The sequence below is a fragment of the Amycolatopsis sp. cmx-8-4 genome, assembly GCF_046548675.1.
In the GTDB taxonomy this organism is placed as follows: Bacteria; Actinomycetota; Actinomycetes; order Mycobacteriales; family Pseudonocardiaceae; genus Amycolatopsis.
Map to the genome: position 1 here is coordinate 391491 of NZ_JAEBDZ010000004.1, position 22994 is coordinate 414484.

Below are 22994 nucleotides of genomic sequence, written 5' to 3' on the forward strand. Positions count from 1 at the left end.
CAGGTTACCGGTCGGGCGCTGGCTACCCTGGACGGCATGACGTCGCACAAGACCACCCAGACGATGAAGCCCGCGACAGCGGCGAAGAAACTGGGTGTGTACCTCGAAGCCACGCCCCCGGAGTTCCAGGAGGGCGTCGTCTCGCGCGACGAGCTGAACGCGCTGCAGACCGACCCGCCGGAGTGGCTGCGCGAGCTGCGCCGCACCGGCCCGCACCCGCGGCAGGTCGTCGCGGCGAAGCTGGGCGTGTCCATCGGCGGCCTCGCGCGCGGCGGTGTCACCGACGCGCTCACCACGGAGCAGATCGACGCGCTGAAGACGGAAAGCCCCGCGTGGCTGGAGCACGAGCGCGCCACCCAGGCCGAGGTGCGCAAGGAGGCCGAGCGCGTCAAGGAGAACGGCAAGGAAAACGGCAAGGAGCAGGGGAACTGACCGCCGCCGACACCTCCCTCGATCGCGCCGAGGCGCTGGACGCCGCCGACGAGCTGGCCGCGTTCCGGGCCCGGTTCGTGCCGATCTCCGACCCCGGCGTCGTCGCCTACCTCGACGGGAACTCGCTCGGCCGGCCCCTGCTCGCCACGGCGGAGCGGCTGCAGGAAGTCGTCGTCGAAGAGTGGGGGTCACGGCTCATCCGGTCGTGGGGCGAGCGCTGGCTCACACTGCCTGAGGAAATCGGCGACGAGCTGGGCCGGGTCGCGCTCGGCGCCGCGCCCGGGCAGGCGATCGTCGCCGATTCGACGTCCGTGTGCCTCTACAAGACGATCCGGGCCGCCGTCGCGCTGCGGCCGGGGCGTGACGAGCTCGTCACGGACACCGCGAACTTCCCCACCGACCGGTTCCTCGTCGAAAGCATCGCCGCGGAGCTGGGCCTGACCGTGCGGTGGATCGACGCCGACCCGTGGGCCGGCTTCGACGCCGAGCAGGTCGCGGCCGTCGTCGGCCCGCGCACCGCGGCGGTCGTGCTGTCCCATGTGGACTACCGCTCCGCGGCGATCGCCGACCTGGCCGGGATCACCCGGCTGGCGCACGAGCACGGCGCGCTCGTTGTCTGGGACCTCTGCCACAGCGTCGGGTGCCTCCCGGTCGAGCTGGACGCCGCGGGCGCCGACTTCGCGGTCGGCTGCACGTACAAGTTCCTCAACGCCGGCCCCGGCGCGCCCGCGTTCCTCTACGTCGCCGCCCGGCACCAGGACGCCTTCGGCCAGCCGATCACCGGCTGGATCGGCGCGGCCGACACCTTCGCCATGGCGGCGCACTACGAGCCGGCGCCGGGCATCCGCCGCGCGCTGTCCGGCACCCCGCCCGTGCTCGGCATGATCGGCGTCCGGGAAGGCGTCGCGCTGCTGGCCGAAGCCGGGATCACGCGCGTGCGCGCCAAGGCCGCCGAGCTGGGCCGGTGGGTGCTCGACCTCGCCGACGCATGGCTCGTGCCGCTCGGCTTCACGGTCGCTTCGCCCCGTGACGACGACCGGCGCGGCGGGCACGTCACCGTCCGCCACCCGGACGCCGAACGGCTCTCGGCGCTGCTCATCGAGCACGGCGTGATCATCGACTTCCGCCGCCCCGACGGCATCCGCCTCGGGCTCAGCCCGCTGACCACCGGCTTCGCCGAAGTCCGGCGGGCGATGGCCCGGATCCGCGAACTGGCCGCCTGACCGCACCCGCGTCTCCCCCGGCTTCGTCCCGGCCAAAATAGTAGCCATGTATTTAGTAGCCATGTACTGTATCGACCGTGAGCAGCACATCGAACGGCGCGACGCCGGGTTACCTCGTCTGGCGGCTGTCCATGAAGTGGCGCGTGGCCGTCGACCGCGCGCTGGCGCCGCTGGGGCTGACGCACGCCCAGTACGTGCTGATGGCGTCGCTGTACGGCCTGGAGCGCACGGGTCAGCCGCCGAGCCAGCGCGAGCTGGCCGACCGGACCGGGCTCGAGGCGCTCTACGTCTCCAAGCTGGCCCGCGCCCTCGACGCCGACGGGCTCATCGCCCGCACCCGCGACCCCGCCGACACCCGGACCGTCCGGCTGACCCTCACCGGCCACGGCCGCGAGATCGTGCGGCCGGCGATCTCCACGGTGAGCGCCCTGCTCGACCGCCTTCTCGCCCCGCTCGGCGGCCGCGACGGCGACCGCACCGACGTGCTGGTCCGCGAGCTCACCCTGCTGATCGACACCCCACTGGATCCCTCCTGAAGGAACGGCCATGCCCGAAACCCCCGTCCTCGACTCGGTCCTGCACCACGAAGAGTCCGGTAGCGGCGCCCCGATCGTCTTCCTGCACGGCAACCCCGGTTCGTCGTACGGCTGGCGCCACGTCCTCCCGCACGTCGGCGCCGGGCGGCTGCTCGCCCCCGACCTGATCGGCATGGGCCGCTCGGGCAAGCCCGACGTCCCGTACGCCTTCGCCGACCACGCCCGCTACCTCGACGCCTGGTTCGACGCGCTCGGCCTGGACAACGTCGTCCTCGTCGGGCACGACTGGGGCGGCGCGCTCGCGTTCGACTTCGCCGCGCGCCACCCGGGCCGCGTCCGCGGGCTGGCGTTCTTCGAGACGATCGTCAAGCCGATGGCCTGGGAAGACCTCTCACCGCAGGCGGCCGAGCGGTCCCGGAAGATCCGCACGCCGGGCGTCGGCGAAGCGATAGTGCTGGAGCAGGACCTGTTCATCCGGCAGGCGTTCACCGGCGGGGTGCGCACGCCGGTCGCCGATCTCGACGCCTACCTGGCGCCGTTTCCGACGCCCGGAAGCCGCCGGCCGGTCCTCGCCTGGGCCCGGCAGCTGCCGCTCGGCGGCGACCCGGCCGAGCTCGTCACGCGCATCGAGGCCTACGACGAGTGGCTGGCGGGCAGCACCGGCGTCCCCAAGCTGCTGCTGACGTTCACGGGCTCGCCGACCCTGCTCATCGGTGAGGCGATGGCGAAGTGGTGCGTGGAGCACATCGCGGCGCTGGACGTCGTCGCCTGCGGCGAAGCCGGGCACCACGCCCACGAGGACCGGCCGAAGGAGATCGCCACCGAGATCGCCGCGTGGGCGGACCGCCACGGCCTCCGGTGACGAGGCGTCTCCTCAGGCGTGGCGCAGGGGCGGGGTCGCCGCCTCGACGCCGAGGACCCGCGCGGCCACCCAGGCCAGGGCGTCCGCGGTGCGGGCCGGGGTGTCCGACGGCTGCATCACGTGGCTGAGGACGGTGCGCACGACCACGTCGATCACCACCGTGACCTGCTCCGGCGTGAGCTCCGGGCGGTAGGACAGCACCCGGTCGACCAGCATGGTCTTCGCCCCGGTGAGCAGCATGCCCGCCTGCGTGGTCAGCAGCGGCAGCAGCTCGGTGTCCGTGCCGTGCGTCGCCGAGGCGATCGCGCGCAGCAGGATGTTGTCGTCGGCCAGCTCCAGAACCGAGCGGACGGCGTCGTACATCGCTTCGACGAGGTCGCCGGGGTGGCGCTCGAACGCCGCCGAGACGACCGAGAGAAACCGGTCGAGCTCGTGCGCCACCATGGCCTCGGCCAGGGCGGTCTTGGAGCCGATCTCGTTGTAGACGGTCTGGCGGCTGACGCCCACCAGCTCGGCCAGCCGGGCCATCGTGACCGCCGACCAGCCGGCCCGCGCCGTCAGCTCGATCGCCGCGATGATGATCGGCCGCCGGTGCTGACCACCCTCGGGCGGCGCCAGTGCCCCGCTCATGATCGTCATTCTAGGCCGCGCCCGCGAAGGCCGGCGCCACGCCCGCGACGACGGACGTCATGTCAGTTTCAGGGCCAGCACCGGACAGGAGTCGACCGCGGCGGCGACGTCCTGGCGGTGGTCCTCGCCGGGGCGCTCGTCGAGGACGACGACCGTGCCGTCGTCCCCCACCTCGAAGAAGCCGGGCGCCATCGACTCGCACATGCCGATGCCGTCGCACTTGCCGCGATCCGCTTCGATGCGCATCACGCGCCCACCCGGCCCGGCGCGACGAAGTCGACCTTCTCGCGCACGCCGCAGTCGGGGCAGCACCAGGCGTCCGGGATCGCGGACCACGGCGTGCCGGCCGGGAACCCCTCGCGCGGGTCGCCGCGCCGCTCGTCGTAGACGTAGCCGCAGCCCGGGCACATGCCGCCTTCGGTGGCGTCGCCGTGGGTGTCCTGGACCTGGTGAACCCCGGTGACGCGGGTGCCGTACCGCGCGAGGATCTCGTCCCGCTTGCCCGGCCGGAGGTTGGCGCGGGAGAGGTCGCCGTCGAAGTGGGCGAGCACGCGCGGGTCCATCACGCGGCGCCACACCGGCGGGACGAGCGCCAGCACGATCATCCCGGCGTACCCGGTGGGCAGCACCGGCGACTCCGCGAAGTCGCGCAGGGTCTGGTAGCGGCGCGTCGGGTTGGCGTGGTGGTCGCTGTGGCGCTGCAGGTGGTAGAGCAGGACGTTGGTGGCGATGTTGTTGGAGTTCCAGCTGTGACTGGGATCCACGCGCTCGTACCGGCGGCGGCCGGGCACGCCGACCCGCTGGCGCAGCATGCCGTAGTGCTCCATGTAGTTGACGACTTCGAGCAGCGAGAAGCCGACCACGGCCTGGATGACCAGGTAGGGCAGGATGCCGACGCCCAGCCAGACGATCATCGCGGCCCACAGCACGGCCGACATCAGCCACGCGTTGAGGACGTCGTTGCCGATCCGGAACGGGTGCTTGTCGCGCCGGGCGTAGCGCTTGCGCTCCAGCCGCCACGCGGACTTCAGCGAGCCGAAGACCGTGCGCGGCCAGAAGCGGTAGAAGCTTTCGCCGACGCGGCTGCTGGCCGGGTCCTCCGGCGTCGCGACCCGGACGTGGTGGCCGCGGTTGTGCTCGATGTAGAAGTGGCCGTAGAAGCTTTGCGCCAGCGCGATCTTCGACAGCCAGCGCTCGTGGCTCTCCTTCTTGTGGCCCAGCTCGTGCGCGGTGTTGATGCCGATCCCGCCGATGCAGCCGATCGAGACGGCCAGGCCGATCTTGTCCACAATGGACAGGTCGCCGCGGGCGACGAGCCAGAACGCCGCCACGAAGCCGACGTACTGGACGGGCAGGAAAGCGAAGGTGATCCAGCGGTAGTAGCGGTCTTTCTCCAGCCGTTCGAGCACGTCGTCGGGCGGGTTGCCGCGGTCGAGCCCGGCGAGCAGGTCGATGAGCGGCACGACGACGAGGATCACGATCGGCCCGATCCAGAACCAGACCCCCCAGCCGGTGGCGGCGTGCAGCCCGATGGCGAGGAACGCCAGCGACGGCACCACCAGCCCGATCAGCCACAGGTACCGCTTGCGATCGCGCCACACCTCGGTCGACCCGGCGGGCACGGTCCCGGTCATTTCGCTCATCACACCCTCCTCCGTTGGCTGGGTTTACAAAACGATAGTGGATGTACAGCTTGATTGACAATAGGCATGTCGATGTCAAAAGGGTGGAGGGTCAGGCCAGGTCAGACGGGGGTGCACCCGGTCGACGGATTCCGTGAATCCGCGCGAGCCGGTACTTCCGGGGCAGGCAAGCTCTCGACGCCTGGCTTTCCGGGCATGACGCAGGGCTCTTCGTGCAGGGCCCCGATCCCGACAGCCCCCATCCCCTCCTCAACGGCCGCGTCGTCGCGCAGCCGCCCGCGACCGGGTCGCGGTTGACGCGCTGCGGCACCGTCACGGTCTGGATCACCGGCGACGGCGACCCCACCGGAGTCCGCGAACCACGTAGGCCACTGCCGGTCCGCCGGGCCGATCAGGAGGAAGCGGACCCAGCCGCCTGATACCGGACAGAGCCTGTCCGGTATCCGTGGCAGACTTCACGACGTGACGCGACCGACCGCCCGGGTGCTGGCTCTGCTGGAAATCCTGCAGGGCGGCGGGACCCGCACCGTCGCCGATCTCGCCGGCCGGCTCGGGGTGGACGAGCGCACCGTGCGCCGCTACGCCGCGCACCTGATCGACCTCGACGTCCCCGTCCGCACGGTTCGCGGACGGTACGGCGGCTACCGGCTGGCGCCCGGGTTCCGGATGCCGCCGCTGATGCTCACCGACGAGGAAGCGCTTGCCGTGCTCCTCGGGCTCGTCGCCGGGCAGCGGGCCGGGCTGGTCACGACGTCCGGCGTCGCGACGGAGAGCGCTGCCGCCAAGGTGCGCCGGGTGCTGCCCGAGGCTCTCGGGCGGAAGCTCGACGCGTTGCTCGAAACCCTCGGCTTCACCTCCCCCGCGCGGCCCGCGGCCAGTCCCGAGACGGCCGTGCTGCTGACGCTCGCCGAAGCCGCGCGGGACCGCCGGCCCGTCGCCGTCTCCTACACCGCGTGGGACGGGCGGGGCAGCGAGCGCACCGTGCACCCGTACGGGATCGTCGCGCACTCCGGGCGCTGGTACGTCACCGGCGAGGACTCGGCCAGCGGCGAGGTGCGCACGTTCCGGCTCGACCGGATCGCCGCCGCCACGCCCGGCGCCGGCTCCTTCGCCGTGCCCGACGGCTTCGACCCCGGCGCGCACGTCCTGTCGAGGCTCGCGGAAGTGCCGCACCGGCACGAAGTCTCGGTGCGGGTGCGCGCGACGGCCGAGCAGGTGCGGCCGCGGCTCCCGGCGGGAATCGCCGCCGTGACGGCGATCGCGGGCGAACCGGGCTGGGTGCGGGTCCGGCTGCGGGCCGAGCGGCTGGACTGGGTCCCGTCGGTGCTCGCGTCCCTGGACCGCCCCTTCGTGATCGAGACGCCGGACGCGCTGCGTGATCGAGTTCGCACCTTCGCGCGCGGGCTCATCGCCGGTGCGGCCGCCGATCCCGGTGAAATCGTCGAAGAACCCGAACGGCGGTAGCGCGCACCGGGGCAGCACCCCTGCCCGTTCTTCCCATTACCGGGAAGGCAACCGCGGACGACTTCACTTTCACCCGTTCGGCCCAATACACGGTAGTGCGAATTGGCGCCCGGCGCCGGTACCCGCGCAAATGGCGGTAACTGCCCCGCCGCAGACGGTAAACGGTGTTCGCGCGACGCCGGACAACGGTCCGCGGGCCGGGTCAGCTCCGCCGCGCGTCAGTGGTTCGTGGTAAAAAACGGACCCTGATCGATACTGCGGCAACACGGAGGGTGAGGCGAAGACGAGTGACGGCGACCACAATGTCCCTTCGTCGTGTCTGCTTCCTCGACCGGGTCCCCACCTATCGCCGACCGTCACTCAGGAGTTCGTGAACCCCCGTGAAGAGCAAAGCCGACAAAGACGAGTCCGACAAGCCGTACGACAAGTCGATCCGCAAAAGGCTCACCAGGACCGTCCTCATTCCGAGTGTGACGCTTCTGGTGCTCTGGACCGCGCTGTCTTCGTACTTCTTCGTGAACGGCCTTTACGTCCGCCTGGTCGCGGCTTCGGTGCGCGAAGTGTCGATCCCCGCCGCCACCGCGCTGGCCGCGTTCCAGCAGGAGCGCCAGGTCGCCCTGCAGTACCTGGACGACCCGGGCCTGGGCCAGACCCGGCTGCAGACGCAGCAGAAGGCGACCGACGAGAAGCTCGGCGCACTGCAGAACGCGTTCGCCGCGACCATCTCCAGCGCGCCCGACGAGATCGCGACCAAGGTCAACGCGCTCAAGAACCAGTTCGACCAGCTGCCGGTGCTGCGCTCGCAGATCGGCTTCCGCAGCATCGACCGCAGCCAGGTCAACACCTACTACAACGGGGTGCTGGACACGGCGTCGAACCTGTTCGACACCCAGGCCCGCGTGGTGCCGGACGCCGCGGCCGCGTACGGCGGCATCACCGCGACGTCGGTCTTCCGCGCCGGTGACATGATGTCGCGGGAGACGTCGCTGGTCTCGACGGCGCTCGCGTCCGGGACGTTCGCCCCCGACGACTTCGTCCAGTTCACCCAGCTGTCCGGGTACTACAGGACCCAGCTGACGCAGATCGCGCCGTTCCTCGATCCCGCCGTCCGCACCAAGTACCAGACGCTGACCACCGGCGCGGCCTGGAAGCAGCTGGCCGGCGCCGAGGACGCGATCGTCAAGCACGGCCCGTGGTCCGCGAGCGACCGCGACGGCCCGCCGGTGGGCGGGGCCGACTGGCAGAGCGCGACGAGCCAGGTCGCCCAGAGCCTCAACGACATGGCCATCGACCAGGCCGACAAGGTCTCCGCGGCGGCGATCGACTCCGGTGACTCCCAGCTGCGCAACGCGATCGTCGGCAGTGTGCTGGCGCTGCTCGCCTCGCTCGCGGCGATCATCGTCGCGATCCGGGTGTCCCGCTCGCTCGTCGACCGCGCGCTCATGACGCGCCTCGCGCGGCTGCGCAACGACTCCCTCGACCTCGCCCGCAACCGGCTGCCGAACATCGTGGACCGGCTCAAGAACGGCGAGTCCGTCGACCTGAACGAAGAGCTCCCGCAGCTCGACCACGGCCGGGACGAGATCGGGCAGGTGGCCGAGGCGTTCAACGTCGCCCAGCTGACCGCCGTCAACGCGGCGGCGAGCGAGGCGAAAGCCCGCAGCGGCGTGCACAACGTGTTCCTCGGCATCGCCCACCGCAACCAGGTCCTGGTCCACCAGCAGCTGCAGATCCTGGACGAGATGGAGGCCCGGGAAGAGAACTCGACGCAGCTGGCCTCGCTGTTCCAGCTCGACCACCTCGCCGCCCGGGCCCGGCGCACCACGGAGAACCTGATCATCCTCGGCGGCAAGCAGCCGGGCCGCCGCTGGCGCAAGCCGGTGGCGCTGATGGAGGTGCTGCGCGCGGCGGTGTCGGAAACCGAGCAGTACGCGCGGGTCCAGGTCGAGCAGGTCGCCGACGTCGCCGTCGCCGGCACCGCGGTGGCCGACACGATCCACCTGATCGCCGAGCTGGTCGACAACGCGACGACGTTCTCCCCGCCCGGTTCCCCGGTCGAGGTGACCAGCCGCCTGGTCGCCCGCGGCGTCGTGGTCGACGTTTCGGACCAGGGTCTGAGCATGAAGGAAGGGGTTCGACAGTGGGCCAACGCGATGATGGCCGAAGCGCCCGAGTTCGACGCGATGGCGCTGCGGGCCGACTCCAGCCTCGGCCTGTTCGTGGTCGCGCGGCTGGCGGCCAAGCTCGGGATGACCGTCACCTTCGACCCGTCGCGCTACGGCGGCCTCCGCGCCACCGTGCTCGTCCCGACCCAGCACCTGGCCGGTGACCAGCTCCCGGGCCAGGCCGAGGCCGAGTTCGTCGCCCCGGAGGACACCGCGATCCTCGCGCCGGTGGGCGGACCCGCGCCGCAGGAGCGGGAAAGCGCGCTCCGGTCGATGGACATGCCCAGCTCGTTCACCGGTCAGATCCCGATGAAGCGGGACGTCAAGCCGCGACCGTACCCGGTGCGCGCCCCGCTCGACCCGCAGCCGCCCGCCGCCGCGCCGGCCGCGCCGGCCGCGCTGGAGGAGCGGCTCGCCGCGCGCCCGGCGGAGCCGCCGAAGGAGCGGGGCGACGACCGGCCGCGGCTGCCGCGGCGGGAGCCGCAGCAGAACCTCGTCGCCCAGCTGGAGAACGAGCCGGAGGAGGACGTCACACCCGACGTGGCTCCCGGTGAAGGCACCGCGCGCACGCTCGCGGCCTTCCACAAGGGCACCCGGCGAGGCCGCGACGGCGCCGAAGACTCGTAACCCCGCGCCGCACACCCGAACGTCCACATAGGAAAGTCGTCACAGGAAAGTCAAGGTCTCTGGAGCATGAACGAGTACGGGAACGCGAAGCCCGATCTCAACTGGCTGCTCGACGACGTCGTGAGCCGCGTCGTCGGCGCGCAGAACGCCATCGTGCTGTCCGCCGACGGGTTGCTGATCGGCAAGTCGGCCGGCATGAGCAAGGACGACTCGGACCAGCTGTCCGCCATCGCCTCCAGCCTGCAGAGCCTCGCCAAGGGCGTGAGCAAGCAGTTCAACCGGGGGCCGGTGCTGCAGAACATGATCGAGATGGAGCGGGGCTACCTGTTCGTCTCCGCGGCCGGCCTGGGCGCGTGCCTCGCCGTGCTGGCGGCGGACAGCGTCGACGTCGAGATGATCGCCTACGAGATGAACCGGTTGGTCAAGCGCGTCGGGGACTACCTGGCGTCCGCGCCGCGCGACGCGGCACGCGTACTACGGGAGGCCACATGAGCACCGACGATGGCTGGTACGACGAGGCCGCGGGGCCGCTGGTGCGGCCCTACACGATCACCAGCGGCCGGACGCCGGGCGAGAGCGCGCGGCTCGACCTGTCCACCCAGGTGATGACCCTGCGCTCGGAGCAGGAGCCACCGGGGCTGGGCCCGGAGCACCTGGCGATCGTGCAGCTGTGCCGCAACCCGGTGTCCATCGCCGAGATCGCGGTGTACGTGAAGATCCCGCTGGGGGTCGTCCGGGTGCTGTGCGGCGACCTGATCGAGCGCGGCCTCGTCATCACGCGGTCCCCCACCCACAATCCGGCCCAGGCGCCGGACCTCGAAACTCTCCAGGCGGTTCTCGATGGCCTCATCAAGTACTGACGGCTCCGGCGTGGACATGGTCCCCACCCCCGTCAAGATCATCATCGCCGGCGGGTTCGGCGCGGGGAAGACGACGATGGTCGGCTCGGTGAGCGAGATCCCGCCGCTGACGACCGAAGAGGTGCTGACCGAGGCCAGCGCGGGCATCGACGACCTGTCCGGCGTGGAGCGCAAGAACACCACGACGGTCGCGCTCGACTTCGGCCGCATCACGATCTCGCCGCGGCACGTGCTGTACCTGTTCGGCACGCCGGGGCAGGCCCGCTTCTGGTTCATGTGGGACGACCTGGCACGCGGCGCGATCGGCACCATCGTGCTCATCGACACCCGGCGCCTGGAGACCAGCTTCGCCGCCATCGACTTCTTCGAACGCCGGAAGATCCCGTTCGTCGTCGCGGTCAACTGTTTCGACAACGCGCCGTGGTACACCCCGGACGAAATCCGGGAAGCGTTGGTCATTCCCGACCGGGTGCCCATCGTCATGTGTGATGCACGTGACCGGGATTCCAGCAAACTGGCCCTGATTCGTCTGGTCAAACACGCGATGACCGTGATACCGGCGACGGTCTGATGTCTTGATCCTGTCCGGCCGAGACAGTGCCGTTTCCCTGCGTGGCCAGGGGGAACGCCGGCAAACCCACATGGCGCAATTGGTTGGACCACCCGGGTAGAGCTTTTTAGTTGAGGGTGCACTCAACTGATAGCATCCGGTCGTGACCAGTCGATTGCCGTGGTTTCCCGAATATATAAGGGAAAACTACCCCGCTCGGGGACGGCTGTTCGGAGATTTCCTGGGTGGTCTCTGGGCGACGGCGTGCGACGCGCTCGAGATCCCGGTCGAGCACGCCGTCCGGACCACCCGGATGCTGCGCGGGTTGCTCCCTTCGTGGAGCGGCGACGCGATCGGCCTGAAGCCCGCCCGGCCGTCCTACGTGGCCGGAGACGGGTTCCCGGCCGAGCTGTCGGTGAACTGGTCCGGGGACCACCCGGAACTGCGCGTGCTGTTCGACACCCTCGACGAGGAGGACCCGGATTCTCCTGTGGACACGGGGGAAACGCGGTACTGGGGACGGATCCACGAGCTCTTCATGACCCACGCCGGCCGGCCGTCGACGGCGCCGCTGTGGCACTCGGTCGCCTGGCGGCCGCCGGCGCGGCTCGTCCACAAGTCCTACTTCGGCCTGTACGGGTGGCCGCCGGCCCACCGCTACGCGGCGGTGGCCGAAGCCATGGACCGGCTCGGCCTGACCACCGCGTGGGACGACGCGCGCCGCCGGGTGGAGAGCGCCGACGGCGACCGGGAGATCGAGTTCTTCGCCGTCGACGTCGCCGACGGCGCCGACGCGCGGGTGAAGATCTACTACCGCAACCACGGCGCCGACGTCGCCGAGCTGAACCGCGTCGCGGCCGCGGCGGGCCGCCACGACGCCGAAAGCGCTCTCACCGCCTACCGGACGTTGGCCGGCGGCGCGGAAAGCGCCGGGGAAGCCGCGTTGAGCTGCCTGGCGTTCCGGTCCGGGCTGGACCGGGCCGCCGAGGCCACGACCTACCTCCGCCTCCCCTCGCTCGCGGCCGGCGACGCCGAAGCCGTGGACCGCACGGCCGAGCTGCTGCGCGGCGAAGGCGTCGATCCCGGCCGGTTCCGCGCGCTCGCCGCCGCATTGGCGCCCGGGCCGCTCGAGGAGAGCCGCGGTCTGCTCGAACTGGTCAGCCACCGCGCCGCGGGCCGGCGCGGCGACATCACGACGTACTTCCGGTTCCCCGTCTACGACCAGACCCTTGCCACTGTCGATCTTGGGTAGTTTCGCCGGAACGATGATCACCCAGAGGGCCCACCGCACCACCGGAAGGAGCCGGCCATGACCCAGCAGGACGTCGAGCGCGTCGCCGCCTACAACCAGGAGCGGCAGCGCGAGTACGAGTCGTCGGACCTGATCCGGCTGCTGACCGACGAGACCACGTCGGACGAGACCAAGAAGGCCGTGCTCACCTACCTGCAGCCGTGGTCGAACGCCTTCCAGCGGATGATCAGCGCGCGCGTCACCTTCGAGTCCGACCCGCAGCTGCGGGCGCTCGCCCTGGAGCACCAGGAGGAGGAGATCGGGCACGACAAGATCCTGGCCCGCAGCCGCGCGGACGACCGGGAGCTGGTCTGGGACCCGGTCATCGAGGCGGGCGCGTCGTGGTTCGTAGACCAGTTCGCGGTGCTGCCCGGGGTGCAGCGCGCCGTCCTCGCGCACCTCGCCCTCGAAGCCGGGAGCCTCGTGTTCAGCCAGGCGGGCACCCTGGCGTTCCCCGACGACGAGTACTTCGAGCTGCACGACGAGGCCGACGTCGAACACCTCGAAATGGGCTACGAAGTGTTGCGGCAGCGCAGCGACTGGACGGTCGAGGCGCTCGTGACCGTGCTGGACCGGGCGTGGCAGGTCATCGTCGTCGTCTCGAACCGCATCGCGGAGCGCGCGCTGCGCGATACCGTCGCGGCATGACCACGACCGAACCGGCCACGGCGGCCCGTGCCGTCGCCGTCGAAGCCGCGCGCACGTACCAGGAAGCCTTCGGCGAGCGCCTGATCGCCGCGTACCTCCTGGGCAGCCTGTCCTACGGCGGCTACTCGCCCGCCGTCAGCGACATCGACCTGGCCGTCGTCCTCGCCGACCGCCACGACGACGACCCGGCGACGTTCGAGGCCCTCGGCGAGTCGCTGCGGGAGCGCGGTCCGTTGCACCGCAAGCTGTCCGTGTTCTGGGGCTCGCTGCCGGCCCTGAGCCGCGGCGAGCAGGACGGGCGCTTCCCGGCGATCGACCGGCTCGAGCTGGCCGAGCACGCCACGCTCCTGTTCGGCGAGGAGGTCACCGCGAAGGTGGCGCGCCCGGACAGCGAGCAGCTGCGGGTGGAGAGCGCGCGGTTCGCCGTCGCCGTCTTGGCGACCGACGAGGTGCTCGGCGAGTTCGCCCGCCCGAAGCGGCTGCTGGCCGACCCGGTGTGGTTCACGAAGGCGGTGTTCTTCCCGCTCCGCTTCGGTTACACGGGCACGACGACGACCGGCCGCGCGGCGACCAACGACGAAGCGATCACGTGGTACCTCGGCCGTCCCGACGCCTCGGCGGCACCGCTGGTCCACCTGGCCCGGCAGGTCCGCGAGGGCCGGCCGCTGAACCCCGCGGAGGCCGAGCCGGAGCTGCTGGCCCACCTGCGGCCGCTGTACCGCCAGTACGTCGAGGAGGAGACGAGCCGGCTGCGCGACGCCGGCGCTCCCGAGGACCTCGTGGCGGCGTTCACCACCTGGCACGAGCAGCTCTCGGCCTGACGGGGCCGCCGGGACCTGCCCCCGAACAGGTCCCGGCAGACTCGGGGGCCCTCAGGTCCGGTAGCGCGGGTTGGTGGCGTGCCACTCGTAGCCGCCGCCCATCCAGGATCGCACCCCCTTCAGGAAGCGGTGCAGTTCCGGCGCGGGCACCGCGAGCAGCTCCCGGTGCCCCGCCTCGAACTCGCGGACGAGCTTGTTGTGCAGCTCCACGGTGGCCTCGGTGGCCTCCTCGAGCGAGCAGCCCCGGTCGGCCGCGATCTGCAGGACCATGTTGCACACCGGGTTCTCGTCGGCGGCGTCCTTCGCCACCGAGTACAGGTCGTTCACCAGCACGCAGGCGGTGCCGGCGCGCATCATCGCCCGGCGCACGCGCGGGTCGTAGTAGTGCGCGGCGGGCAGTTCGTAGCCGCCAACCGGGTCGCAGAGCGTCATCGAGGTGTAGAAGCTGTCGTGCTGGCGCGCGGCGAGGTACTCCCACGCCGGCGGGTACTTCGCCGTGTAGCGCCACGCCGCGTACGCGTCCCAGCTGACGAACATCGAGAACGTCGCGTAGCAGACGCGCTGGACCTGCGTCGGCGTGCCGTGCCGGCCCAGGTGCCCGATCGCCGAGTTCAGCCCGACCAGGATCGGGTCGGCGCGCAGGGCTTCGTCGAGCGCGCCGGTGAACTCGCCCGCCGGTGCGACCGGGTCCATCGCCGCCATCACCAGCGCCAGCCGCGGCGGGAGCTCGGTCGGGGACGCGCCGAGCGCGCTGTCGTCGGCGTAGTAGTCGTCCGCGGCCCACCACACGGCGTTGAGCTGCGCGGCGATCAGCAGCAGGTCCGGGTCCGCGCTGTCGGGGTGGGCCAGCATCGCCAGGCGCCCGAGGCCCGCCTTGGCGATCTGCTCGAGCCCCGCCCCGGTGAACCCGCACTCCAGCGCCCACGCGACGAGCCGCCGGTCGACCTCCTCGGCCAGCGGCCCGTCGACGCGCTCGACCACCGGGACGTACAGCGGCGACGCCGTCCCGTCACCCCACTGCCGCTCGACGTACACCGGGTCGTCGGTGAGCTGCGCCGAGATCCGGGCCGCGGACGTGCCGATCCCCGACGGGCCCGCGGAGAACGCGAGCGCGTCGTCCAGTATCCACAGAGGACACTCGGGAACGGTGCCGGTCATCGGGAATCCCCTCGCTCAGATCCGGTCGGCGGCGATGAGCAGGTAGTGGAAGCTGCCTTCGCGGTAGGCCGTGAGGAACGGGTCCTCGATCCCGGTGGCCACCGACGACCGCGCGCGCAGCTCCCAGTACGGGATCGTGGCCGCGGTGAGGTCGACGACGTTGATGGGCACGAAACCGTTGGCGGACAGGGCCTTGAAGTAGTCACCGCGCGCGTGGATGTTGCAGATGTAGTGCTGGTCGATCTGGCTCACCGCGCGCGACCGGCCGCCGGTCACGTCGTTGTAGCACCCGGTGATGGTGACGTACCGGCCGCCCGGCGCGAGCTGGCGGGCGTGCTCGGCGAAGAGCTGGTTCAGGTCGACGTACATCGTGCTCTCGTTGTTCCAGATACCCTTGAAGGCACCGGTTTCGAAGCCCGTGTCGAGCATGTTGCGCAGGTGGTACCGAACCTGGTCGGCGACCCCGCGTTTGGCCGCCTGCTCGTTGGCGAACGCGACCTGCTGCTCCGAAATGGACACGCCGTCGACCCGGCAGCCGAAGCGGTGGTTGGCCATGATGCTGCTGCCGCCGCGGCCGCAGCCGGCGTCGAGCAGCCGGTCACCGGGGCCGATCGCGCCGAGGTGGTCGAGGAGCACTTCGGCCTGCGCGGTTTCCAGCCGGTGCATTTCCGCGATGATCGTCGCGTCCCGGACGTCCTCGGGTGCCTCCAGCACCGCGGGGTCGTATTCGCCGATGCCGTAGTGGTGGTGGTAGAGCCCGTCGACATCGCCCAGCCGGAGGTTCACCGGATCCTTTTCCCGGTTCCAGTAGTCGGCGATCGACTGCTGGTACGCGCTGCGGATCACGGGCTGGTCGGTGGAAATCACGGGCGGCTCCTTCTTCTCCCACGCCGGAAAGAATGGGCCGGACGATTTCCCTCGGCCCGATGAGCAACGCTAGCGGCCCGTTGTCGGGGGTCACAAGAACGTTCACTCCGGTAAACGGAAGACTTCGGTTCCGCGGCCTGATCGGCCTATCGGACTCCCCGAGCGGACCGGATCGCGGCGGTGGGAACAACCCGGGCGGCCGATTGCGTTCCCTGGTCGGATGACGCCGGACGACAGCGGGTGAACGCGCCGCCGTCGGCTTGGCGGACGGCCAACACCGGTTTCGGGTTTCCGTGCGCCGGCCGGCCCGTTCGGGTGGCGACGAGCAGTGGCCCCCTTTCAGTCCACAGTAGACGGAGCAGACGCCGACCGGAGCGGCCAACACACCGACCGGAGCGGCCAACACACCGACCGGAGTGGCCAACACACCGACCGGAGTGGCCAACACGCCGACGATGGAGTGCCGCCGTCGGCGTGTTGGCCGTTCGGGGCGTTGTGTTGGCCGTTCCGGACAGCGTGTTGGCCGTCGCGGTACGAACGTGACCAGCGCTTGGGCCGGACCCTGGCGCCCTCGCCTCCACTGTGGGCGGCCGGATCCCCGGCGAGGTGCGTGCTTTCGGCGCCGGTTCGGCAGGGTGGGCGGATAGTCAGCCGAGCCGAGCGCACCGCGACGGGCCCCGATCCGGGCGTCCTGGCGGGTCGGCTCCTGATCCGCCCCACCGCCCGCGGGCTCGACCAGATGCGCACGGCGGACGCGATCATGGCGGACATGCCGCGCGTAGTCCTCGGCGCCGAGGACTACGCGCGGTTCAAGCGGATGTTCGCCGACATCACCGAGGAGCAGCGCGCGCTCGTCGCCGGGTGACGCCTCACCGCGGCACCCGCAGCCCCGCGATGAGCAGCTCGACCAGCCGGCGCGCGTCGTAACCGGCGTCGGTGTCCGCGCCGATGCACAGGTTCCCGACGCCGCGCATGAGCTGCAGCGCCGCGACGTCGGCGCGGACCTCGCCGGCCGCCACCGCGGCGTCGAGCAGCTCGGTGCACACCGGCACGAGCCGGTCGAGGAAGTACGCGTGCAGCGTCTCGAAGCCGGCTTGGTCGGACTGCATCGCCCCCGCCAGGCCGTGCTTGGTCACCAGGAAGCCGACGAACAGGTCGATCCACTGGGCCAGCGCGGCGTGCGGGCTCGAGGTGGCCGCGAGCAGGGCCGGGCCGGCCTCCGCGCAGGCTTCGACCTGGTGCCGGTAGACGGCGATGATCAGGTCCGCGCGGGTCGGGAAGTGGCGGTAGATCGTGCCCATCCCGACGCCGGCCTCGGCCGCGATGTCGCGCACCGGCGCGTCGACGCCGGAGGCGACGAAGACCGCCGCGGCCGCGTCGAGCAGCGTCTCCTGGTTGCGCCGGGCGTCGGCCCGCTTCGGCCGTACCGGTTCCTGGACCCGCTCCTGGGCCCGCCCCTGGGCGCCCTCGTCCACCACGCCGTTCCTCCCGTCGGTTGCGAAACGGAACATTGCTCCGTATCGTTAGTGGAGCAACGTTCCGCTTATCCATGATGCCATGGAGGACCAGTCTCATGCAGTACCGCACGATGGGCCGCACCGGTGTGCAGGTCAGCTCGCTCGCGCTCGGCGCGATGAACTTCGGTGCCATCGGGCGCACCACCCAGGACGAGGCCACCGCGATCGTCGACGCCGCGCTCGAGGGCGGGATCAACCTGGTCGACACCGCCGACATGTACGGCGACGGCGAGTCGGAGGTGATGGTCGGCAAGGCGATCGCCGGCCGCCGCGACGACCTCGTGCTCGCCACCAAGGCGACCATGCCGATCGGGCAGGAGCGCAACCACCGGGGCAGCTCCCGGCGCTGGCTGGTCACCGAGCTGGACCACAGCCTGCGCCGGCTCGGCGTCGACCACGTCGACCTCTACCAGATGCACCGGTGGGACCCGGCGACCAGCGACGAGGAAACGCTTTCCGCGCTGACCGACCTGCAGCGCGCGGGCAAGATCCGCTACTTCGGCTCGTCGACCTTCCCCGCGTACCGGATCGTGCAGGCCCAGTGGGCCGCCCGCGAGCACCACCTGAGCCGCTACGTCACCGAGCAGCCCGGTTATTCGATCCTGCAGCGCGGGATCGAGACCCACGTGCTGCCGGTGACCGAGGAGTACGGCCTCGGCGTGCTGGCGTGGAGCCCGCTCGCGTCGGGCTGGCTCTCGGGCGTGGTCCGCGAGGGCCGGGAGATCACCACCAGCCGGTCGCGGGTCCTGCCGCAGCGCTTCGACCTCGGCCGGCCCGCCAACCGGGCCCGGCTCGACGCCGTCGAGCGGCTGGTGAAGGTCGCCGACGAAGCCGGGCTGACGCTGATCCAGCTCGCGCTCGGGTTCGTCACCGCGCACCGCGCCGTGACCAGCGCGATCATCGGCCCCCGCACGCTCGAGCACCTGCACTCGCAGCTCGCCGCCGCCGACACCGTGCTGCCCGCCGACGTGCTCGACGAGATCGACGCGATCGTCGCGCCGGGCCTCGACCTGGCCCCCGACGAGAAGTTCGACACCCCGCCCGCCCTGCTCGACCCGACCCTGAGGCGCCGCTGACATGTCCGCTCCGCGATTCGGCATCATGACCGCGCCTTCGCAGGTCTCCTACCCCGAGATCCTGCGCGTCTGGCGTGAGGCGGACGCGATCCCCGAGATCGAGCACGCCTGGCTGTTCGACCACCTCATGCCGATCTTCGGCGACCCGGACGGCCCGATCTTCGAGGGCTGGACGCTGCTTTCGGCGCTGGCCGCGCAGACGTCCCGGTTGCGCCTGGGCCTTTTGGTGACCAGCAACCGCTTCCGGCCGCCGGCCGTGCTGGCCAAGATCGCCACGACGGTCGACGTCGTGTCCGGTGGCCGGCTCGACTTCGGCATCGGCGTCGGCTCGCGGCCCAGCCATCCCCTGGCCCGGCGCGAGTACGCGGCCCACGGCCTGCCCTTCCTGGAGACCGCGGACGCCGTGGCGAGCTTCGCCGAGGCCTGCACGCTGATCAAGCGGCTGTGGACCGAGGACGAGCCGTTCGACTTCGACGGCGTCCACCACCGGCTGACCGGGGCGTTCGGCAGCCCGAAGCCGGTCCAGCGGCCGCACCCGCCGATCGTCGTCGGCGGGCGCGCGGCCGCGACGCTGCGCGTGGCCGCCGAGCACGCCGACGTGTGGAACATCCCCGGCGGCGACCTCGCGGACGTCGTGAGCCGCAGCGCGCTGCTGGACCGCTACTGCGGCGAGATCGGCCGCGACCCGGCGGCCGTCACCCGCTCGATCCACCTGCCGGTGTCCTACGACGAGCCCGGCACCACCCGGGACGCGATCCGCGAAGCGCTCGACGCGGGGTTCGGGCACTTCGTCCTCAGCGTGGCGTCGCCGTACCCGGACGGCGTCGCGCAGTGGCTGGCCGACGAGGTGATCCGGCCGGTGACGTCGGCCTGACGGCCACGGCGGTGTCCACAGCAGACTCATCGGGCACCGCCGCGGCCCTCAGTCCTTCGGGACGAAATCGGCGAACATGCCGGCCTCGTAGGAGCCCGCCGGGATGCGGGCGATCACGTTCATCCGATTGGCCGCGTTGATCAGGCCGACCAGGCAGACGAGCGCCCCGAGCTGCTCGTCGTCGAAGTGCTTGCGCGCCCGGGCCCAGGTCTCGTCGGACACGCCTTCGTGGGCGTCGGCGATCCGGGTGCCCTCTTCGGTGAGGGCCAGCGCGGCCCGCTCGGCGTCGGTGAACACGGTGGCCTCGCGCCAGGCCGCGATCAGGTTGAGCCGGACCGGCGTCTCGCCGTCGGCCGTGGCGTCCTTGGTGTGCATGTCCGTGCAGAAGCCGCAGCCGTTGATCTGGCTGGCGCGGATCTTGACCAGCTCCTGGACGACCTTCGGCAACGGCGACCGGTCGATGATCATGCTGACGCCGGCGAACCGCTTGCCGAACTTGGCGGCGAACTCGTTGTTCAGCATGTCGAGTCGGGCTTCCATGATGTGTGTCCTCATCTCGTGGAGTCACGTTGACGACCACCAGATGCCGGTGCCCCCGGCGGTTGTGACAGTGACCCACGCCACAGCGCCGCCCTGTCACAGAACGGCGTGGCCCGGTATCTGATGGGGGACGCAGCCGACCGCGAAGGGGGACCACATGACCGGGGACGATTCCACCGAGGTGTTCCTCGCCCACCGCAACCTGCTGTTCACGGTGGCCTACGAGATGCTCGGCTCGGCCGCCGACGCGGAGGACGTCCTGCAGGAGACCTGGCTCAAGTGGGTCGGCGTCGACCTGGCGACCGTGCAGGCGCAGCGCGCGTACCTGGTCCGGATCACCACCCGCCAGGCGCTGCAGCGGCTGCGCACGCTCGGCCGCCGCAAGGAGTCCTACGTCGGCTCGTGGCTGCCCGAGCCGCTGCTGACCGCACCCGACGTCGCCGAGGACGTCGAGCTGGCCGACAGCGTGTCGATGGCGATGCTGCTGGTGCTCGAGACGCTCGCGCCGACCGAACGGGCCGTGTTCGTGCTGCGTGACGTCTTCGACCTGCCCTACGACGAGATCGCGGACGCCGTCGGCAAGTCCGCGGCCGCCGTCCGCCAGATCGCGCACCGGGCCCGGTCGCACGTCACGGCGCGGCGGCCGCGCGGCGACGTCTCGCGCGCCGCCGCCCGCACCGCGCTCGAGGCGTTCCAGCGGGCGATCGAGACGGGTGACCTGCAGGGCCTGCTCGACGTCCTCGCCCCGGACGTCGTGCTGGTGGGCGACGGCGGCGGGGTCAAGCAGGCCGTCCTGCGGCCGGTGGTCGGCGCCGACCGCGTCGGCCGGGTGCTGGCCGGCGGGCTGGGCCGGGTCGAGGGCCGGGCGACGCTGCGCCCGGCGCAGGTCAACGGCCACCCGGCGCTGGTCATGTCGCTCGACGGCGAGCTCGACACCGTGCTGGCGCTGCGGATCGACGGCGGCCTCGTCACCGGCGTCTACGCCGTGCGCAACCCCGAGAAGCTGTCGCGGATGGCGGCGGAGACCACGCTCCGCCGCTGACCCTGGTCACCCGTTCGTGGCGAGCAGGGTCCCGAGACACTGGACGTTCCTCGCCTCGTTCGAAGGGATCCCTCGATGGCCCAGACCGCGTCCGACCGGCAGCACGTGCACGAGTTCCTCACCGGGCGCGGCTGGCGCGCCGACGAGCGCACCGCCGACGACCCGGGCTGGGAGTTCCCCGGCAGCTTCGGCGGCGTGCGGTGCAACGACGTCGCCGACGCCACGCCGGTCCCGCTGCAGGCTTACTTCAGCTACGGCGACGGCGGCTCGGAGGTGTTCTGCGTCCTGCCCGCGGGCAACCTCCACGGGAGCGGCTGCGCCGAACACGACACGGCTGAGCAGGTCGTCTCCGTCGACGGCGTCGGCCCGCTGCTCGACGACCTCGAACCGCGCGCCGCGGCGCTCGACCTCAGGGCGCTGATCGAGTGCCGCTACTTCGGGCCCTGCTGAGCTCGACCCGGGACAGCGGCAGCCGGACGGCGGGCGGCAACGGCGCCAGGACGGGGTCCGCCCGGAACGACTGGATCATCAGGGCCGCGAACCGCCGGGACGCCGCCACCCGCAGCTCGGGCGTCTCGGCGCGGATGCCCTCGTTCGCCATCAGCGCGAGGCTGACGTCCTCCAGCACGAAGTCGTCGCGCAGGTCGCCGGCCTCTTTCGCTCGCCGGACCAGCCGGAGCAGCAGGCGCAGGGTCCGGTCGCGGTCGGCGGCGAAGTGCGTGATGCCGGGCAGCCGCGAGGTGAACGCGCGGGCGAAGCCGCGGTCGAGGGCGTGGACCTCCATGAGCCGTTCGATGACCAGGCAGAACCCGCGCCACGGGTCGGCCGCCGCGAGGCCGTCTTCGACGACCGCCCGGCACGAGGCCAGCTGCTCGGCGAAGGCCTCGGCCAGCAGGGCTTCCTTGGTCCGGAAGTGCCGGTAGACGGTCGCGACGCCGACCCCGGCGCGCCGGGCGATCTCGCGGATCGGCACGTCCAGGCCCTCGGCGGCGAAGGCCGCGCGGGCGATCACCAGGATGCGCCCGCGGTTGTCGCGGGCGTCGGAGCGCAGGGGCGCTCTCACTTCGGCCGTCACCGCTCTCACTTTAGCCAACCGGACGGGGTGCTCCGTTACGTTCGCCCGTATGAGAGCTGTCCAGTTTTCCGCATACGGCCCGCCGAGTGTGGTGGCGGTCGCCGAGGTTCCGCCGGCGCACGCCGGCTCGGGTGAGATCCGGATCGCCGTCAGGACTTCCGCGATTTCGCCCGGCGAGATCAGGGTGCGCTCGGGCGAGCTGCGGGACGTCGTGCCGGTGCGGTTCCCGTTCCGCACCGGGTTCGACGCCGCGGGCGTGGTCGACGAGATCGGCGCCGGCGTCACGGGGGTCTCGATCGGCGACGAGGTGTTCGGCATGGCCCCTTCGGCGACACGCGGGGCCAACGCCGACTTCGCGGTCTTGGCGGCGTGGGCACCGAAGCCGTCGGCGTGGAGCTGGGCGGAGGCGGGCGGCGCGGCGGGCGCGGTCGAGACGGCCACCCGCGTCCTCGACCGGCTCGCGGTCCGCGCCGGGCAGACGGTGCTCGTCCACGGCGCGGCGGGCGGCACGGGCACGGTCGCCGTCCAGTTCGCGACCGCCCGCGGCGCGCGGGTGATCGGCACGGCGAGCGCCGGAAACCACGACTTCCTGCGGTCACTGGGCGCCGAACCGACGACGTACGGCCCGGGGCTGGTCGAGCGGGTCCGGGCCCTGGCGCCGTCCGGAGTGGACGCGGTGTTCGACTGCGCGGGCGGCGCGTTGCCGGACCTCGTGGCCCTGGCGGGCGACCCGGCTTCTGTGGTGACGATCGCCGATTTCGCGGCGGCGGCGCACGGGGTGCACATGTCGCACGGCGCTCCGGACACGCCGGGCGCGGATCCCGTGGCGCTGCACGGACTTCCGATCGCGGTCACGCTCGCTTCGGAGGGGCGGCTGCGGATTCCGGTGGCCGCGACGTTCCCGCTCGCCGAGGTCGCGGCCGCGCACGAACTCAGCGAAAGCCGCCACGCACGGGGGAAGATCGTGCTGCAACACTGATTGCGCGGCAGCAGGTCGCGATCTCTTGGCGCCGCAGGGACTTCCGTTCACGATCACGCGCGCCGGGCGGGTACGGCCGCAGACACGGCCACCTTCGCAATCCACGGGGGCCGC

General features: G+C 71.6%; 26 protein-coding genes. 18 read left to right on the top strand and 8 right to left on the bottom strand.

All coding sequences use genetic code 11. The annotated features are described in order from the left end of the window. The first annotated feature begins 36 nt into the window (after nt 1-36). From ACLJQZ_RS10940 to ACLJQZ_RS10955, 4 genes are all read left to right on the top strand, one after another. The gene (locus ACLJQZ_RS10940; protein WP_410619885.1) at nt 37-432 is read left to right on the top strand and encodes a DUF5997 family protein; all 396 of its coding nucleotides are present in this window, start codon (nt 37-39) and stop codon (nt 430-432) included. Next, on the top strand, nt 429-1655 hold the full coding sequence (locus ACLJQZ_RS10945) for a kynureninase (protein WP_410620011.1): 1227 nt from the start codon (nt 429-431) through the stop codon (nt 1653-1655). Before ACLJQZ_RS10940 ends, ACLJQZ_RS10945 begins: the two co-directional genes overlap by 4 nt. Nucleotides 1656-1732: 77 nt before the next feature. After that, nucleotides 1733-2191 (top strand): MarR family winged helix-turn-helix transcriptional regulator, encoded by a 459-nt coding sequence (locus ACLJQZ_RS10950; protein ID WP_410619886.1) that lies wholly within the window; start codon nt 1733-1735, stop codon nt 2189-2191. A 10-nt stretch (nt 2192-2201) separates the two neighbouring features. Continuing rightward, nucleotides 2202-3053, top strand: a complete 852-nt coding sequence (locus ACLJQZ_RS10955; protein ID WP_410619887.1) for a haloalkane dehalogenase — start codon at nt 2202-2204, stop codon at nt 3051-3053. A gap of 12 nt (nt 3054-3065) precedes the next feature. Here the strand turns inward: ACLJQZ_RS10955 and ACLJQZ_RS10960 are convergent, their stop codons facing one another. Genes ACLJQZ_RS10960 through ACLJQZ_RS10970 form a run of 3 tightly spaced genes read right to left on the bottom strand, consistent with a single transcriptional unit; the run spans nt 3066 to nt 5326 of the window. Next, the gene (locus ACLJQZ_RS10960) at nt 3066-3692 is read right to left on the bottom strand and encodes a TetR family transcriptional regulator (RefSeq protein WP_410619888.1); all 627 of its coding nucleotides are present in this window, start codon (nt 3690-3692) and stop codon (nt 3066-3068) included. 48 nt (nt 3693-3740) lie between these two features. Next, nucleotides 3741-3929 (bottom strand): ferredoxin, encoded by a 189-nt coding sequence (locus ACLJQZ_RS10965; protein ID WP_410619889.1) that lies wholly within the window; start codon nt 3927-3929, stop codon nt 3741-3743. Continuing rightward, nucleotides 3929-5326: a fatty acid desaturase gene (locus ACLJQZ_RS10970; RefSeq protein ID WP_410619890.1), complete on the bottom strand. Its 1398-nt coding sequence runs from the start codon at nt 5324-5326 to the stop codon at nt 3929-3931. The genes ACLJQZ_RS10965 and ACLJQZ_RS10970 overlap by 1 nt, the downstream gene beginning before the upstream one ends. A 462-nt stretch (nt 5327-5788) precedes the next feature. Here ACLJQZ_RS10970 and ACLJQZ_RS10975 point away from each other — a divergent pair, with 462 nt between their 5' ends. The 8 genes from ACLJQZ_RS10975 to ACLJQZ_RS11010 all read left to right on the top strand — a co-directional run bounded on the left by ACLJQZ_RS10975 (nt 5789) and on the right by ACLJQZ_RS11010 (nt 13752). Next, nucleotides 5789-6790 carry a helix-turn-helix transcriptional regulator gene (locus ACLJQZ_RS10975; protein WP_410619891.1) on the top strand — a complete coding sequence of 334 codons (1002 nt, stop codon included), beginning with the start codon at nt 5789-5791 and terminating at the stop codon, nt 6788-6790. A gap of 380 nt (nt 6791-7170) precedes the next feature. After that, on the top strand, nt 7171-9582 hold the full coding sequence (locus ACLJQZ_RS10980; RefSeq protein WP_410619892.1) for a nitrate- and nitrite sensing domain-containing protein: 2412 nt from the start codon (nt 7171-7173) through the stop codon (nt 9580-9582). Nucleotides 9583-9648: 66 nt separating this feature from the next. Then, entirely contained in the window at nt 9649-10074 is a 426-nt protein-coding gene (locus ACLJQZ_RS10985; protein ID WP_247054845.1) for a roadblock/LC7 domain-containing protein, read from the top strand. Further along, nucleotides 10071-10442: a DUF742 domain-containing protein gene (locus ACLJQZ_RS10990; RefSeq protein WP_410619893.1), complete on the top strand. Its 372-nt coding sequence runs from the start codon at nt 10071-10073 to the stop codon at nt 10440-10442. Before ACLJQZ_RS10985 ends, ACLJQZ_RS10990 begins: the two co-directional genes overlap by 4 nt. A gap of 16 nt (nt 10443-10458) precedes the next feature. Then, the gene (locus tag ACLJQZ_RS10995) at nt 10459-11013 is read left to right on the top strand and encodes a GTP-binding protein (protein WP_410619894.1); all 555 of its coding nucleotides are present in this window, start codon (nt 10459-10461) and stop codon (nt 11011-11013) included. A 142-nt stretch (nt 11014-11155) separates the two neighbouring features. Then, nucleotides 11156-12244 carry a hypothetical protein gene (locus ACLJQZ_RS11000; RefSeq protein WP_410619895.1) on the top strand — a complete coding sequence of 363 codons (1089 nt, stop codon included), beginning with the start codon at nt 11156-11158 and terminating at the stop codon, nt 12242-12244. A gap of 57 nt (nt 12245-12301) precedes the next feature. Next, nucleotides 12302-12931: a hypothetical protein gene (locus ACLJQZ_RS11005; RefSeq protein ID WP_410619896.1), complete on the top strand. Its 630-nt coding sequence runs from the start codon at nt 12302-12304 to the stop codon at nt 12929-12931. Beyond that, entirely contained in the window at nt 12928-13752 is an 825-nt protein-coding gene (locus ACLJQZ_RS11010; RefSeq protein ID WP_410619897.1) for a hypothetical protein, read from the top strand. The genes ACLJQZ_RS11005 and ACLJQZ_RS11010 overlap by 4 nt, the downstream gene beginning before the upstream one ends. A gap of 51 nt (nt 13753-13803) precedes the next feature. Here the strand turns inward: ACLJQZ_RS11010 and ACLJQZ_RS11015 are convergent, their stop codons facing one another. Continuing rightward, complete coding sequence (locus tag ACLJQZ_RS11015; protein WP_410619898.1) at nt 13804-14910, bottom strand: family 2 encapsulin nanocompartment cargo protein terpene cyclase; 1107 nt, start codon at nt 14908-14910, stop codon at nt 13804-13806. A gap of 15 nt (nt 14911-14925) precedes the next feature. Next, nucleotides 14926-15777 (bottom strand): geranyl diphosphate 2-C-methyltransferase, encoded by an 852-nt coding sequence (locus ACLJQZ_RS11020; protein WP_410619899.1) that lies wholly within the window; start codon nt 15775-15777, stop codon nt 14926-14928. Nucleotides 15778-16516: 739 nt separating this feature from the next. On the opposite strand from ACLJQZ_RS11020, the gene ACLJQZ_RS11025 reads away from it, so the two are divergent. Further along, the gene (locus tag ACLJQZ_RS11025) at nt 16517-16642 is read left to right on the top strand and encodes a hypothetical protein (RefSeq protein WP_410619900.1); all 126 of its coding nucleotides are present in this window, start codon (nt 16517-16519) and stop codon (nt 16640-16642) included. Nucleotides 16643-16646: 4 nt separating this feature from the next. Here ACLJQZ_RS11025 and ACLJQZ_RS11030 read toward each other — a convergent pair whose 3' ends face one another. Beyond that, nucleotides 16647-17288 carry a TetR/AcrR family transcriptional regulator gene (locus ACLJQZ_RS11030; RefSeq protein ID WP_410619901.1) on the bottom strand — a complete coding sequence of 214 codons (642 nt, stop codon included), beginning with the start codon at nt 17286-17288 and terminating at the stop codon, nt 16647-16649. A gap of 62 nt (nt 17289-17350) precedes the next feature. Here ACLJQZ_RS11030 and ACLJQZ_RS11035 point away from each other — a divergent pair, with 62 nt between their 5' ends. Both ACLJQZ_RS11035 and ACLJQZ_RS11040 read left to right on the top strand, forming a co-directional pair. After that, nucleotides 17351-18370, top strand: a complete 1020-nt coding sequence (locus ACLJQZ_RS11035; protein WP_410619902.1) for an aldo/keto reductase — start codon at nt 17351-17353, stop codon at nt 18368-18370. A gap of 1 nt (nt 18371) precedes the next feature. Then, on the top strand, nt 18372-19244 hold the full coding sequence (locus tag ACLJQZ_RS11040) for an LLM class flavin-dependent oxidoreductase (RefSeq protein ID WP_410619903.1): 873 nt from the start codon (nt 18372-18374) through the stop codon (nt 19242-19244). Between the two features lie 48 nt (nt 19245-19292). On the opposite strand, the gene ACLJQZ_RS11045 is transcribed toward ACLJQZ_RS11040, so the two are convergent. After that, entirely contained in the window at nt 19293-19784 is a 492-nt protein-coding gene (locus ACLJQZ_RS11045) for a carboxymuconolactone decarboxylase family protein (protein WP_410619904.1), read from the bottom strand. A gap of 157 nt (nt 19785-19941) precedes the next feature. Here ACLJQZ_RS11045 and ACLJQZ_RS11050 point away from each other — a divergent pair, with 157 nt between their 5' ends. Both ACLJQZ_RS11050 and ACLJQZ_RS11055 read left to right on the top strand, forming a co-directional pair. After that, entirely contained in the window at nt 19942-20826 is an 885-nt protein-coding gene (locus ACLJQZ_RS11050; protein WP_410619905.1) for an RNA polymerase sigma-70 factor, read from the top strand. A 75-nt stretch (nt 20827-20901) separates the two neighbouring features. After that, nucleotides 20902-21276, top strand: a complete 375-nt coding sequence (locus ACLJQZ_RS11055) for a hypothetical protein (RefSeq protein ID WP_410619906.1) — start codon at nt 20902-20904, stop codon at nt 21274-21276. Here the strand turns inward: ACLJQZ_RS11055 and ACLJQZ_RS11060 are convergent. Then, the gene (locus tag ACLJQZ_RS11060; protein WP_410619907.1) at nt 21236-21901 is read right to left on the bottom strand and encodes a TetR/AcrR family transcriptional regulator; all 666 of its coding nucleotides are present in this window, start codon (nt 21899-21901) and stop codon (nt 21236-21238) included. The genes ACLJQZ_RS11055 and ACLJQZ_RS11060 overlap by 41 nt on opposite strands. A gap of 49 nt (nt 21902-21950) precedes the next feature. Here ACLJQZ_RS11060 and ACLJQZ_RS11065 point away from each other — a divergent pair, with 49 nt between their 5' ends. Beyond that, nucleotides 21951-22880 carry an NADP-dependent oxidoreductase gene (locus ACLJQZ_RS11065; RefSeq protein WP_410619908.1) on the top strand — a complete coding sequence of 310 codons (930 nt, stop codon included), beginning with the start codon at nt 21951-21953 and terminating at the stop codon, nt 22878-22880. Nucleotides 22881-22994 lie beyond the last annotated feature (114 nt).